The organism is Lysobacter antibioticus HS124 (assembly GCF_000336385.2).
Classification (GTDB): Bacteria; Pseudomonadota; Gammaproteobacteria; order Xanthomonadales; family Xanthomonadaceae; genus Lysobacter; species Lysobacter firmicutimachus.
The window spans coordinates 49091-62936 of the sequence record NZ_HG424534.1; the positions used below are offsets into that span (position 1 = coordinate 49091).

Below are 13846 nucleotides of genomic sequence, written 5' to 3' on the forward strand. Positions count from 1 at the left end.
GGCTGCGGCGGAGTTCGGCGGGCGGCAGGGCCGGCCCGCAAGATCGGACTCGCTCCCGGCTCGCGCCGGGAGCGAGTCCGCGCTGGCTCAGCGTCTGCTCAGCAGCAGTAGCCGCCGCCGGAAGCGCTGCAGCTGCTGCAACGGGTCAGCAGCGGCAGAGTGGTGTCGGTCAGCGCGGCTTCGGTCGCGGCGACGCCTTCGACGTACAGCGGGCCGGCCGGGTTTTCCGATTCCGAACCGTTCAACCAACCCGAAACGATGTCTTCGATCTGCATGAACCTCTCCTTGTCGGTAACAGACGTTCAGCGCTGGATCAGCAGCACTGGCCGCCGCCGGAAGCGCTGCAGCTGCTGCAACGGGTCAGCAGCGGCAGGGCGGTGTCGGTCAGCGCGGCTTCGGTCGCGGCGGCGCCTTCGATATACAGCGGACCCGCCGGGTTCATGTCTTCCGAACCGTTGAGCCAGCCCGAAACGATGTCGTCGATCTGCATAAACCTCTCCTTGTTCAATACATGATTGGAATCGGTGGCGGCCCGCGCCGGGATGCCGGCAGACGGGCCGATTCCGATCGGTGACGGCGAACGTGCACGGAGTCGTTGCGGACGGCGGAGCGAGCCTCATCGGCTTCGGACACCGTCCCCTGGCAACTCCGCGCCGACACGCTGCGCGCTCGCCCGCCCTCGTGTCAACTGTCAGTTCGATTATTGCGCCGCACAAGAAAAGCGTCGCGAACGTACGCGAAGTCGGCGAAAATCCGTTCGCACCGCCGTAGTGCCCGTTCATCGCATTCCGGCCCCTCTCCGTCCCGCGCATTCCGCGATAACTATCACGCTTGCCGCCCTCGCCGCCGATGTCCGACCGCTTGCAATCCGCCGCCGATGCCGCCCCCGATGCCGTCCCCGCGCGCAAGCGCCGCGGGCCGCGGCGCGCGCTGTACGGGGCGGTACTGATTTGGGCCGTATCGGCGATCTGGCACTCGTACAAGCCGCTGCCGGAAGGGGTGAGCGCGCAGCATCCGCTGCGCGCTGCGCGCGATGTCGCGTTGCTGAGCGACGTCACCTGGGTCGATGCGGACGGCACACGGCGCAGCGAACAACGGATCTTCGACGAAAGCCTGCGCCTGATCGGCCAGGCGCGGCGCGCCGTGGTCGCCGACCAGTTCCTGTTCAACGATTTCGCCGCCGCCGACGGCGAACGCCATCGCCGTCTCAGCGACGAACTCGCGGCCGCGCTCATCGCGCGCAAACGCGCTGTGCCGCAACTGCATGCGGTGTTGATCACCGATCCGATCAACACCGTCTACGGCGGCCGCCGTGCCCCGCGCCTGGAAAGTTTGCGCGCGGCGGGGATCGAGGTGGTGACGACCGATCTGGGTCGCTTGCGCGCACCGAATCCGGCCTGGTCCGGGCTATGGCAGCTGTGTTGCCGCTGGGCCGGCAACGACCCCGACGGCGGCTGGCTGGCCAATCCCTTCGGCCCCGGCCGGGTCACCCTGCGCAGTTGGCTGGCGCTGTTCAACTTCAACGCCAACCACCGCAAGACCCTGGTCGTCGACGAAGGCGACGGCTGGACCGCGTTGGTCGCCTCGGCCAATCCGCACGACGCCAGCAGCCGCCACGGCAACGTCGCTCTGCGCTTCCACGGCGCGGCCGCGCTCGACGTACTGGCCAGCGAGCGCGCGGTGGCGCGGATGTCCGGCGCGACCTGGCCGCAGGGCCTGCCGCAGGCCGCGCCGCCGCCGACCATCGTCGACGCCACCCTGGCGCCGCGCGTGCAGCTGCTGACCGAAGCGCGCATCCGCGACGCGCTGATTGCCGCGATCCAGGGAGCGCGACGCGACGAGCGCGTCGACTTGGCGGTGTTCTATCTGTCCCACCGCGGCGTGATCGATGCCCTGATCGCCGCCCAGCAGCGCGGCGTGCGGCTGCGCGTGCTGCTGGACCCGAACGAGGACGCGTTCGGGCGCAAGAAGAACGGCGTGCCCAATCGCCAGGTCGCCGCCGAACTGCATGCGGCCGACGTGCCGCTGCGCTGGTGCGACACGCACGGCGAGCAGTGTCACGCCAAACTGCTGCTCAAGCGCGGCGGCGACGGCCGGATCGAGCTGATCGCCGGCTCGGCCAACTACACCCGGCGCAATCTCGACGACTACAACCTGGAGAGCAGCGCGCGGATCTTGGCCGAAGCCGATGCGCCGGTCGCGAGCGAGGCTCTGGCGTATTTCGAGCAAAGCTGGGGCAACGGCGACGGCCGCCGGATCAGCACCGACTATGCCGCTTACGCCGACGATTCGGCGCTGCGGCGCCTGTGGTACCGCTTCGGCGAAGCCACCGGGCTGTCCAGCTACTGACCGCTCCGCGCCGCATGCTGCGGCGCAACGTGCCCGATCGGACGATGGCGCCGTCGCCGCGACGGTGGCCCACTGCGGTCGCGCCGGCCCCGGTTCCGGCGCAGGAGCCGATCGCATGTCCGTATCGCCGCATCCGCCCGCGCTTGCGTCCCAGCGCCCCTCGCCGCCGCGCCGGTATCGCCGCAGGCGCATCGCCTCGCTGCTGCTCGCGGCCTGGGCGGCGCTGACGGTCCTGTCCGCCGCGGCATCGACCGAAGTCGTGGGCTTCGGCAGCAACCCCGGCAATCTGCGCATGTACCGGTACGTGCCGCCGGGCTTGCCGGCCGGCGCGCCGCTGGTCGTAGCCCTGCACGGCTGCGCCCAGAGCGCCGCGTCCTACGATGCCGAAACCGGCTGGGAGATGCTCGCGCAACGCTGGGGTTTCGCCTTGCTGCTGCCCCAGCAGCAGAGCGCCAACAACGCCAACGCCTGTTTCAACTGGTTCGAGCCCGGCGACACCGCACGCGACCAGGGCGAGGCCTTGTCGATCCGGCAGATGATCGAACGCATGCGCGCCGACCACGGCAGCGCCGCCGACCGAGTCTATGTCACCGGCCTGTCCGCCGGCGGCGCGATGACCGCAGCCCTGCTCGCCGTCTATCCGGATCTGTTCGCCGGCGGCGCCGTCGTCGCCGGTCTGCCTTACCGCTGCGCCACCGGTTCCTCGGCGGCGTTCGCATGCATGTCGCCGGGCACCGACCTCAGCCCGAAGCAATGGGGCGACAAGGTGCGCGCAGCCGGCGCGCACGCCGGCCCCTGGCCGATTGTCTCGATCTGGCACGGCGACGCCGATTACGTGGTGCGACCGATGAATCAGGCCGAGCTGATGCAGCAGTGGACCGACGTGCACGGCATCGACCAGGCCGCCGACGTGCAGGACACCGTCGCCGGTCATCCGCACCGGGTGTATCGCGACGGCGCCGGGCGCGCGCGCGTGGAGACCTACGCCATCGTCGGCATGGGCCACGGCACGCCGGTCGATCCGGGCAGCGGCGAGACCCAGTGCGGCACCGCCGGGGCATACGTGCTCGATGCCGATATCTGCTCCAGCTACTACATCGCCCGTTTCTGGGGCTTGGACGATCTCGACCCGAACCCGCCGCAAGTCGCGCTGACCGCGCCGTACGACGGCGCCCAAGTCAACGGCCTGGTGACTCTGAGCGCCGAGGCCGCCGACGACGTCGGCATCGAGCGCGTCGACTTCCTGCTCGACGGCGCGGTGATCGCCACCGACCGTCTGCCGCCCTACCAAGCGCAATGGAACAGCGCCACCGCCACTAACGGCGCGCATGTGCTGCAGGCGCGCGCCGAAGACATCGCCGGCAACCAGGCCGGCTCGCCGCCGATATCGGTCACCGTCAGCGGCGGTAGCGACGGCCCGCCGCTGGTCATGGAATTCGTCAACGAAGACGCCAACGACGGCTACGTCAAAGCCAACGCCGACGGCAGTGCCGCCGCAGTGGGCGCGCTGGAAGCCAGTTACGGCCTGGCCGTGGGACGCGGCAGCGACGGCAAACACAATCGTAGCGTGTTGTCGTTCGATACCTCCGCCCTGCCCGACGGCGCCACCGTGCTCGGCGCCACGCTCAGCGTCGGCTTCGGCAGCGCCTACGGCGATCCGTGGAGCCAGCCGGCCGGCAATCGTCTGCTGATCGACGCGCGCCGGGGCTGCTTCGGCGGCTGTACGATCGAAGCCGGCGACTATGCCGCAGCCGCCGATGCGTCCGCGGTCGCCGAGTTGGCGCGCTTCGGCGGCGGCCGTCAGACCAGCACCCCGTTCGACGCCGCGGGCCTGGGCGCGATCGACCGCGCCGACCGCACCCAACTGCGGCTGCGCTTCGAGCAACCGCCCGGCGCGACGAACTACCTTTGGATCGAGCGCGGCGCCGGCGCCAGACTGCGGGTGGAATACCGGCCCTGAGCGGCCGCGGAGGACGGCCGGGACGCGCCCTCGCCCGGCCGACGTTCCATGACCCGGGTCGTAATCCGGTCTCGCCGGCCGCGACGCCGATACCGTATCGTGTGCGCATGGACGAGCTCCGATACCTGCGCGGCTACGGCGAACGCGTGCTGACCCAGGTCCGCGCGCTGATCGATGCCGGCCGTCTCGGCGAAGTGCTGCGCAATCGCTACAGCGCGGGCCACCAGGTCCGCGACGACAAGGCGCTGTTCGAGTACGTGGTCGCGATCAAGGACCGCTACATGCGCAAAAGCGACCCGCTCAACAAGGTCGTCTACGACAACAAGCTGCATGTGGTGAAGCATGCGCTAGGCACCCACACCGCGGTGTCGCGCGCGCACGGCGGCCGGCTCAAGGCGGCGCGCGAGATCCGCATCGCCACCCTGTTCCGCGATGCGCCGGGCGAGTTCCTGGAGATGATCGCGGTGCACGAGCTGGCCCACCTCAAGCATCGCGATCACGACAAGGCCTTCTACCAGCTCTGCGCCCACATGAGCGCGGACTACCACCAGCGCGAGTTCGATCTGCGCCTGTACCTGACGCAGCTCAAGTTGAGCCAGCTCGCGCCGGCGGAGCGCGGACCGCACGCCGCGACCGGCGACGACGCCGCCGCTCAGGCCGCCAAGGGCGGACGCCCGTAGTTGCTGGCGTAGGCGTTCTCCACCCCGGGCAGGATCTCGACGATGGCGAAGTAGCGGTCCCAGAACGGGGTTTCGCGCAAGGCCTCGACCACCAGCTCGTAGGCGTGATGGCTGCGCGCGTCCCACTGCCACAGATCGGTGACCCGGGCGTTGTAGAACTCGATGTCGTAGAAGCGCAACCGCACCTGATCGCGGTGCTGCTTGAGGATGGGCTCGACGTGCTCGGCGAGCAGACGGAAGCGCGTGTCGATGTCGAAGCCCAGCCACTCCGGCTGAGTCTTGACCAGCATGAACACGGTCAGGGGATAGCGCTGTTCGGTGTCGCTCATGATCGCCTCGTTGGCGTTTCGTGGAAGTCGCGGACACAATATGAGCGATTGCTCATATTCACTACTCGCATCCCGCCATGCCCGTCGCGCGCCGCCGCACCAGCCTGAAACCACGCAAAATCCCCCGTCAGGAACGCGCCGCCGATACCGTCGCCGCGATCCTTGAAGCGGCGGCTCGCATTCTCGAGCGCCACGGCCTGCGCGGCTACAACACCAATGCCGTGGCCGAGCGCGCCGGAGTCAGCATCGGCTCGCTGTACCAGTACTTTCCCAACAAGGACGCCTTGACCGCCGCGCTGATCGAACGCGAAACGCAAACTCTGCTGGCCGACCTCGCCGCGGTTCCGGCGCAAGCCGGCTACCGCAGCGGCATCGTCGCGTTGGTGCGGGCGGCGACCGCGCACCAGTTGCAGCGGCCGGCGCTGGCGCGCTTGCTCGATTTCGAAGAGCGGCGCCTGCCGCTGCGCGAACGCGATCTGCGCGTCGACCGCGCCGCACAGGACTGCGTGCTGGCCCTGCTCGCCCGTCCGGACGCGCCCGCGCGGCCCGGCGGCGGTGGCGCCGCGCCGGAGTTGCTGGCTCTGGACACCATCGCGATCGTGCGCAGCATCGTCGACGGCGCCGGCGAGCGCGGCGAAACCGACGCCGCCGCCCTGCAGGCGCGGGTGTTGCGCGCGGTGTTCGGCTATTTGGGCGCGCCGCGCCGGGGCACGGCGGCCGGGTGAGCGCGGCGCGGCGTTCAGAGCGCCGATTCGCTCTCGCCTTCGTCCTCGCGCACCATCAACAGGGCGATCAGGGTCAGCGCGCCGGCCGCGGCGAGATAGAAGCCGACGAATTCCAGGCCGTAGCGCTGGGCCAGCCAGGTCGCCGCGTACGGCGCCAACGAAGCGCCGAAGATGCCGGCGAGGTTGAACGCCAGCGAGGCGCCGGTATAGCGCACGGCGGTCGGGAACATCTCGGCCAGAATGGTGCCGAGTGGGCCGTAGGTCAGGCCCATGATGCCCAGGCCGAGACCGAGGAAGATCAGGGTGCCGGGCACGCTGCCGGACGAGAACAGCTCGGCGAAGTACAGGCCGAACAGCACGATCGCGCCGGTCGACAGGATCATCGCCAGACGCCGGCCGCGCCGGTCGGCGAACACCGCCGACAGCGGAATGGTCACGGCGAAGCAGACCACGCCGCCCAGCTGCAATTGCAGGAACTGCTCGCGCGTATAGCCCAATTGCGAAGTACCCCAGCTCAGCGCGAACACGGTCATCAGGTAGAACAGCACGAAGGTCGCCAAGGCGGCGAAGGTGCCGGCGATCAAGGCGCCGGGATGGTGCGCCAGCACTTTCAGCATCGGCAGGCGCACGCGCTCGTGCTGGTCGATGGCGCGCTGGAACGCCGGCGTCTCGCTGATCCGCAGGCGCACCCACAACCCCACCAGGACCAGGACCGCGCTGGCCAGGAACGGAATCCGCCAGCCCCAGGCGAAGAACGCCGCATCGCCCATGGTGCCGGTCAGCAGCAAGAAGATGCCGGTCGAGAGAAAGAAGCCGATCGGCGCGCCGAGCTGCGGAAACATGCCGTACCAGGCGCGCTTGCCCGGCGGCGCGTTTTCGGTCGCCAGCAACACCGCTCCGCCCCACTCGCCGCCCAGGCCCAGTCCCTGGCCGAAGCGGCACACGGCCAGCAGCGCCGGCGCGAGGATGCCGATGCTGTGATAGGTCGGCAGCAAGCCGATCGCCACCGTCGACAGCCCCATGGTCAGCAGCGCCGCGACCAGGGTCGCCTTGCGGCCGATGCGGTCGCCGAAATGCCCGAACACCGCCGAGCCGATCGGCCGGGCCAGGAAGGCCAGCGCGAAGGTCGCCAGCGACTGCAGGGTGGCGGTGTTCGGATCGGCGGCGGGGAAGAACAGCTTGGGAAAGACCAGCACCGCCGCGGTGGCGTAGATGTAGAAATCGAAGAACTCGATGGTGGTGCCGATCAGGCTCGCGAACAGCACGCGGGAGGCGGACGGGGCAGCGGGTGCGATCGCGACGGCGCTCATACGGGTTCCGGGCGGGGGACAGTCCATACATACCCGATCCCGGCCCCATCCGGCAAAGCCGGGCGCTGGCCGTGCGCGCCGCGATACGGCATGGTGAAGCTCCGCCCCCGCGTTCGCCGTCGTCGAGCCGCCTTCCATGAACGATCCCGCCCCCATCCGCGTGGCCCTGATCGGCTATGGTTTCGCCGGTCAGACTTTTCATGCCCCCCTGATCAGCGCCACGCCCGGCCTGCGCCTGGAGCTGGTCGGCTCACGCGATCCGGCCAAGGTCGCCCACGGACTGGCCGCCCGCGGGCTGCCTCCGGTGGCGGTGGTCGAAGACCCGTTCGCGGCAGCGACCGATCCGCGCGCCGAGCTGGTGGTGATCGCGACTCCGAACGCCAGCCACGCGCCGCTGGCGCGCGCCGCGCTGGACGCCGGCAAACACGTGGTGATCGACAAACCCTTCGCGCTGGATCTGCGCCAGGCGCGCGAGCTGAGCGCGCTCGCGCAACAGCGCGGGCGACTGCTGTCGGTGTTCCAGAACCGGCGCTGGGACAGCGACTTCCTCGCTGTCCGCGGGCTGATCCAGGACGGTCGCCTCGGCGAGGTGCTGCATTTCGAATCGCATATCGACCGTTACCGGCCGCAGGTGCGCGAGCGCTGGCGCGAACAGGCCGGCGCCGGCAGCGGACTGTGGTGGGACCTGGGGCCGCACCTGGTCGATCAGGTCTTGCTGGTGTTCGGTTTGCCGCACCGCGTGTCGGCCAGCCTGGCGGTGCAGCGCGACGGCGCCCAGGTCGCCGACTGGGCGCACGTCGTGCTCGAATACGGCCGGCGCCGGGCGATCCTGCACGCCAGCATGCTGGTCGCCGGCGGCAGCGCGCGCTTCACCGTCCACGGCCAGCGCGGCAGTGCGGTCAAGACGCTGGCCGATCGCCAGGAAGCGCAGTTGCTGGCCGGGATGCGCCCGGGCGCGCTGGAGTGGGGGCGCGACGAAGACCCGTTGATCGTCTACGACGACGCCGGCACGCATCGGTTGCCGGCGCCGGCCGGCGATCAGGGCCGCTACTACGCCGGCATCCGCGACGCCGTGCTCGGACGCGGCGCCAATCCGGTCACGCCGGCGCAAGCGCTGGCGGTGATGGCGGTACTGGAAACCGCCGAAGCCGCTGCCGCGCACGGCCACGGCCTGTCGCTGCCGCTCAGCGACGCCGAACGCGCGGCCTTCGCCGCCGACGCGATTTCGCCCTGAAGAAAATCTTGACGCCGGCGCGCGTCGCGCTTGCCGGCTGCGACAACATCGCGCAACCGCGGAAACATCCCGTCAACGCCGCGCCAACGCCGCGCAACCGCGGCCATCGCGCGCGCCGATGCGGACGCGGCCAATTTCGACTGCATCGCAAATCGCGCAAGCCGATTCCGCGGCTGCGACTAGTGCGCGAAACATCAAGGTTCGCGGCGGCGCGCATTCATAGGCTGTAGCCGCCACCATCACGCCAGGGATGCGGCGTGTTCGCCCCTGCTCCGTACCGGTCCCCGCCCGGTCCGGCCTTGTCTGCACTTGGCGCCGACGCCATTGCGTCGGCGCACTCGCGGGACCGATCGCCGCGGCCCACGCGTTCGCGGCGGGACTGTTTCGCCACGCCCCTCCTCGCATACGACTCAAGGACAAGGACATCGACATGACCACGCGCCCAATCCGCACCTCCCGCCGTCTGCGTTTCGCCGCGCTCGCCTGCGCGCTCGGGGCCGCCGGTTTCGCGCCCGGCGCGTTCGCCCAGAGCAGCGAAGTGGCTGCCGCGAACGTACGCGCCTGCGCCGCCAGCGGCATCGTCAGCGTCACCGTGCTCGGCCTCACCACGTCCCTCCCACTGCCTTGCACCGGCGAGGCCCTGCGCAGTTCGCCCGGCCGCGACGATGGGTCGGCCGCCTCGGTCGACCTCAGCCTGCTCGGCATCGTCGGCCTGCTGAAAATCGGCGCTGCGCAACAGCAGGCCATCTACACCAACGCGCCGGGGGCGACCGCGCTCGACGGCGCCTCGCAAGCCGCGGGGCTCAGCCTGGTGCAGGACCTGATCACCGTCGAGGGGGTCAGCGGCGAGCTGTCCTGCGACTCGCTGTCGGGCGACAACGTCGTGAAATGCAACGCCGGCACCCGGGTGGCGCGCATACGCGTGGCCGGTGGCGATCTGATCAACCTGCCGGCACCGATTCCGCGCAACTTCAGCCTGCCGATCGGCGGCAGCCTGCGCCTGACCGTGCTCGGCATTCCGGTCGAAGTGCCGCTGAACGGCGTGCTGACCCTCAACCGGTCCGCCGTGTCCGGGGTCGGCACCCGCAACGTGTTCGTCGCCCATCAGCCGGTGCAGCTCGGTGTCGAGGGCCGGGTCAGCGTCGCCGGTCTGGGTTTGGTCGGCGTCCGCGTGGAAGCCGCCACGAGTTCCTCGGCCGTGAGCATCGGCGCCACCCGCGCCGTCGCCGGCGTGCGCATCGACGATCTGTAATCCGGCCGCGCCCTTTCTGCGCGCGGCGCAGGAAGGGCGCTCGCCGGGACGACAGCGTCCGGGCCCGCGACGGCTGTCGTGGACCGTTGCGTTTTTCCGGTCGCGGCTTGCGCCGCCCCGCCAGCGCCCCTCCGCTGCGGGAGCGACGGAAGCCGCGACCTTTCCGTCCGGGCGGCCGCCCCGACCGCCCCGACCGCACCGCAGCGACGAAACCGGGCGGCGTCGCGGCTGGCGCCCGCAGACCGGCGCCGATGGCTGCCCGCGTCGTCCGATCGCGGGCCATCGCCTACCCTGGGCGACCGGGCGCGCAAAGCGCAACCTGGATCAATCCGGCCCGCGCAGACTGCCCGGACACGACGCCAACGGAGTTCCGCTTTGAGCCGCCGCAACACGTTCGAGCAGTACAGCGCCCGGATCGAGAAGGTCGTCGCCTTTCTCTCCGACCGTCTCGATCAGCCGCTGACCCTGGCCCAACTCGCCGACGCCGGCCATTTCTCGCCGTTCCACTTCCATCGCGTCTACCGCGGCCTGATGGGCGAGACCATCGCCAGCACCCAACGCCGCCTGCGCCTGCATCGCGCCGCGGCGGAGCTGATCGGCAACCGCCAGCCGATCGCCCAGATCGCCGTCCGCGCCGGTTACGGCAGCGTGGCGGCGTTCACCCGCGCCTTCGGTGCGGTGTACGGCGATGCGCCGGCGGCGTTCCGCAAGCGTCGTGCCGCCCTGCCCGCCCTGCCCGGCGCGGCCTTCGACCCGACTTTGGAGACGCTGATGTACACCGCCCAGATCAACACCCTCGCCCCGATCCGCGTCATCGCCCTGCCGCACCGCGGCGACTATCAGACCATCGGCCAAAGCTTCCACGCCCTCTACGCCTGGGCGGGACCGCGCGGACTGATGCGCCCGGACGCGCGCGGCATCGGCATCTACTACGACAGCCCCGCCGATACTCCGGTCGAACAGTTGCGTTCGGAGGCCTGCATCAGCGCCTCCGGCGAGATCGAGCCCGGCGAGGGCATGCGCCGGGTCGAGATCGCCGGCGGCCGCCACGCGGTGGTCGTGCACACCGGGCCCTATGCCGAACTGCAACGCGCCTACGACTGGCTGTTCTGCCAATGGCTGCCGGCCAGCGGCGAAGAAGCCGGCGATGCGCCGGTGTACGAGGAATACCTCAACGACCCCTCGCAGCTGCCGCCGGCGGAGTGGAAGACCGCGATCTGCCTGCCGCTGAAGTGAGCTCGCAGCGGGCGCGCCGGCGCGCGCCCGCTGGCGGCGGCGGGGTTCGCCGCCAGGCGTCCGCCGCCCCTGCCCTGAGCGGCGCCGCCGCGTGCGCCGCGGCGTCTTCAACTGGAACTTACATCCGCGCGGCTACCGTGGGCGCATGAGGATTCCCATCCCGGCGCAATCGCGGGAACTCCCGCGATGAGCGCGCAGTGCGATTACAGCTTCGGTATCGAGGAAGAATTCTTCCTGGTCCGGCCCGAGACCCGCCAACTCGCCGCGCAGGTGCCGGCACGCCTGCTCAAGCGCGCCCGCGCCCAGCTCGGCGAGTCGATCGAAAGCGAATTGCTGCAGGCGCAGATCGAGATCGCCTCGCCGGTGCTGTGCGACATCGCCCAAGCCCGGCGCCAGCTCGGCGAGTTGCGGCGCGGACTGTCGGCGTTGGCCGGCGAGCACGGCCTGGCCCTGCTCGCCGCCGGTACTCATCCGCTGGGGCTGTGGCGCGAGCAGATCGAAACCGACAAACCGCGCTACCGGCGCCTGGTCGAGGATTTCCAGATCGTCGCCCGGCGCAGCCTGGTCTGCGGGTTGCACGTGCACGTGCAACTGCCCGACGATGTCGACCGGGTGCAGGCGATGAACCGGGCCATGCCCTGGCTGCCGCTGTTCCTGGCGCTGTCGACCTCCTCGCCGTTCTGGGACCGGCTGCGCACCGGGCTGATGAGCTATCGTCAGGCCATGTACGACGAATGGCCGCGCACCGGCATTCCGGACTTCTTCGCCGACGAGGCCGCCTACGACGCCTTCGCCGCGGTGCTGGTGCGCGCCGGCGCGATCGCCGACGCCGGCTCGCTGTGGTGGGCGATCCGGCCCTCGCCGAACTACCCGACCGTGGAGCTGCGCATCGCCGACGCCTGCACCCGGCTCGACGACAGCCTGGCGATCGCCGCGCTGTATCGCTGCCTGATGCGGCATCTGTCCATGCGTCCGGGCGACGCGCCGCCCTGCGACGCCGCCCTGCGCCGGGTCATCGACGAAAACCGCTGGCGCGCCAAGCGCTTCGGCCTGCAGGCGCAGTTCCTCGACGAACGCGGCCGGACCGAGCCGGCCCTGACCCAGTTGCAACGCTTGCGCGAGCTTTGCGCCGAGGACGCGCGCGCGCTGGACTGCGTCGAGGCGCTGCGGACGCTGGACGCGATTATCGAGCGCGGCACCAGCGCCCATGCCCAACTGGCCTGCTATCGCGAACAGCGCGAGCGCGGCGCCACTCGCAGCGCCGCACTGCGCAGCGTGGTCGACTGGCTGCTGCACACCACCATTCCCGAGCCCTGACCCGAACGCCTCATCGCACCGACATCGCCATGAACGCCCCTGCCCGAAAACTGCTGATCGGCCTGTCTCCGCGCCTGATGCGCAACTTGCCGCCGGAGTACGGCTTCCGCAACAAGACCCTGCAGTACCTGGAGCAGTCGATGGCGCACTGGGTGATGTCCAGCGGCGCATTGGTGACGATGATCCCCACGGTGGACGCGCTGGGCGAGGTGCAGGCCAGCGATCTGTCGGTGTGCGACTACGCCAGCGCGCTGGACGGGCTGATCCTGCAGGGCGGCGCCGACATCGACCCGCAGGCCTACGGAGAACAGCCCAGCGAATTGCTGATGACCACCGACCCGGATCGCGACCGCTTCGAACTGAGCCTGCTGCGCGCCTTCGTCGAGGCCGGCAAGCCGGTGCTGGGCATCTGCCGCGGCATGCAGCTGATCAACGTCGCCCACGGCGGCAGCCTGTACCAGGACTTGGTCGGCGGCGGCGCGACCGGCGACCTGCACTACATCCCGGCGCGCTACGACGAACACGCCCACGCGCTGGATCTGCGCCCCGACGGCTGGCTGCAAGCGTTGTATCCGCAGCACGGCCAGGCACGGGTCAACTCGATCCACCACCAGGGCATCAAGGCGCTGGGCGCCGGCCTGGAGGTCGAGGCCTGGTCGCAGGACGGCATTCCCGAATGCATCCGCGCCGCCGACGGCGGCTTCGTCGTCGGCGTGCAATGGCATCCGGAATTCCACGACCGCCGCTTCCCCGATCTGTTGCCGGGGCGGCCGCTGCTGATGGCCTTCATCGAGGCGGCGCGCGCGGTGGAGCGCGCGAACGCGGCCGCATCGGGGTAGGAGCGGCGCGAGCCGCGCCCCCACCGCCGCGGTGCGCGAGCGTCGTGCGCGAGCAAGACGCAATCGATCGCTATCGCCCGAATGCCCGGGCTTCGGCGGCAACGCTGTCGAAAGCCGCGGCGCTGGGGCGCGACTTGCGTCGCTCCTCCCTCCACGTTTCGCTTACACCGCAGCGGTCACCACGATCTCCACCCGAAACTTCGGGTTGGCCAACGGCGCCTGCACGGTCGCGCGCGGCGGTGCCTGGCCTTCGGCGACCCAAGCGTCCCAGACCTCGTTCATGCCGGCGAAGTCGGCCATGTCGGCGAGGAAGATCTGCGCCATCAGGATGCGGCTCTTGTCGGTGCCGGCGCGGGCCAGCAAGGCGTCGATCGAGGCCAGGGTTTCGCGGGTCTGGCCGGCGATGTCCAGGTCCTCGCTATCGGGCACCTGCCCGGCGAGATAGGCCACGCCGTTGTACACGGCCATTTCCGACAAGCGCGGACCGACGTCGAATCGCTGGATCATGCTTCACCTCGCTGGTGTGGGGCGGCCATTGTGGGGCAAGTCGCGGCGATGGGGGCGAAGCACATTTTGGGGATTGGGGATTGGGGATTGGGGATTGGGGATTGGGGA

14 protein-coding genes are annotated in these 13846 nt (G+C 70.3%); 9 read left to right on the forward strand and 5 right to left on the reverse strand.

Translation table 11 applies throughout. The annotated features are described in order from the left end of the window. Window positions 1-98: 98 nt before the first annotated feature. Both TX83_RS23415 and TX83_RS23420 read right to left on the reverse strand, forming a co-directional pair. Window positions 99-275 (reverse strand): DUF6229 family protein, encoded by a 177-nt coding sequence (locus tag TX83_RS23415; protein WP_087960745.1) that lies wholly within the window; start codon window positions 273-275, stop codon window positions 99-101. Window positions 276-313: 38 nt separating this feature from the next. Next, window positions 314-490, reverse strand: coding sequence for a DUF6229 family protein (locus tag TX83_RS23420; protein WP_087960746.1), 177 nt, complete (start codon window positions 488-490; stop codon window positions 314-316). A 359-nt stretch (window positions 491-849) separates the two neighbouring features. On the opposite strand from TX83_RS23420, the gene TX83_RS16345 reads away from it, so the two are divergent. The 3 genes from TX83_RS16345 (at window position 850) to TX83_RS16355 (ending at window position 4989) form a co-directional block, all read left to right on the forward strand. Continuing rightward, entirely contained in the window at window positions 850-2349 is a 1500-nt protein-coding gene (locus TX83_RS16345; protein ID WP_079248264.1) for a phospholipase D family protein, read from the forward strand. A 115-nt stretch (window positions 2350-2464) separates the two neighbouring features. Then, window positions 2465-4309, forward strand: a complete 1845-nt coding sequence (locus TX83_RS16350) for an extracellular catalytic domain type 1 short-chain-length polyhydroxyalkanoate depolymerase (RefSeq protein WP_075575206.1) — start codon at window positions 2465-2467, stop codon at window positions 4307-4309. A 107-nt stretch (window positions 4310-4416) separates the two neighbouring features. Continuing rightward, window positions 4417-4989 carry a M48 family metallopeptidase gene (locus tag TX83_RS16355; RefSeq protein WP_075575207.1) on the forward strand — a complete coding sequence of 191 codons (573 nt, stop codon included), beginning with the start codon at window positions 4417-4419 and terminating at the stop codon, window positions 4987-4989. On the opposite strand, the gene TX83_RS16360 is transcribed toward TX83_RS16355, so the two are convergent. Next, entirely contained in the window at window positions 4962-5318 is a 357-nt protein-coding gene (locus tag TX83_RS16360) for a darcynin family protein (protein WP_064749029.1), read from the reverse strand. The two genes, TX83_RS16355 and TX83_RS16360, sit on opposite strands and share 28 nt — an antisense overlap. Before the next feature lie 77 nt (window positions 5319-5395). On the opposite strand from TX83_RS16360, the gene TX83_RS16365 reads away from it, so the two are divergent. Next, window positions 5396-6043 (forward strand): TetR/AcrR family transcriptional regulator, encoded by a 648-nt coding sequence (locus tag TX83_RS16365; RefSeq protein WP_064749030.1) that lies wholly within the window; start codon window positions 5396-5398, stop codon window positions 6041-6043. Between the two features lie 14 nt (window positions 6044-6057). Here TX83_RS16365 and TX83_RS16370 read toward each other — a convergent pair whose 3' ends face one another. Beyond that, window positions 6058-7338, reverse strand: coding sequence for an MFS transporter (locus TX83_RS16370; protein ID WP_428992573.1), 1281 nt, complete (start codon window positions 7336-7338; stop codon window positions 6058-6060). Between the two features lie 151 nt (window positions 7339-7489). On the opposite strand from TX83_RS16370, the gene TX83_RS16375 reads away from it, so the two are divergent. The 5 genes from TX83_RS16375 (at window position 7490) to TX83_RS16395 (ending at window position 13231) form a co-directional block, all read left to right on the forward strand. Next, window positions 7490-8587: an oxidoreductase gene (locus TX83_RS16375; protein ID WP_064749032.1), complete on the forward strand. Its 1098-nt coding sequence runs from the start codon at window positions 7490-7492 to the stop codon at window positions 8585-8587. Window positions 8588-9017: 430 nt separating this feature from the next. Further along, entirely contained in the window at window positions 9018-9839 is an 822-nt protein-coding gene (locus tag TX83_RS16380; RefSeq protein ID WP_064749033.1) for a hypothetical protein, read from the forward strand. A 375-nt stretch (window positions 9840-10214) separates the two neighbouring features. After that, entirely contained in the window at window positions 10215-11075 is an 861-nt protein-coding gene (locus TX83_RS16385) for an AraC family transcriptional regulator (RefSeq protein WP_075575208.1), read from the forward strand. Between the two features lie 186 nt (window positions 11076-11261). Next, window positions 11262-12392: a carboxylate-amine ligase gene (locus TX83_RS16390; RefSeq protein ID WP_064749034.1), complete on the forward strand. Its 1131-nt coding sequence runs from the start codon at window positions 11262-11264 to the stop codon at window positions 12390-12392. Window positions 12393-12421: 29 nt separating this feature from the next. Further along, a complete protein-coding gene (locus tag TX83_RS16395; RefSeq protein WP_064749035.1) occupies window positions 12422-13231 on the forward strand; it encodes a gamma-glutamyl-gamma-aminobutyrate hydrolase family protein in 810 nt (269 codons plus the stop codon). A gap of 162 nt (window positions 13232-13393) precedes the next feature. Here TX83_RS16395 and TX83_RS16400 read toward each other — a convergent pair whose 3' ends face one another. After that, window positions 13394-13738: a RidA family protein gene (locus tag TX83_RS16400; protein WP_064749036.1), complete on the reverse strand. Its 345-nt coding sequence runs from the start codon at window positions 13736-13738 to the stop codon at window positions 13394-13396. Between the last annotated feature and the right edge of the window lie 108 nt (window positions 13739-13846).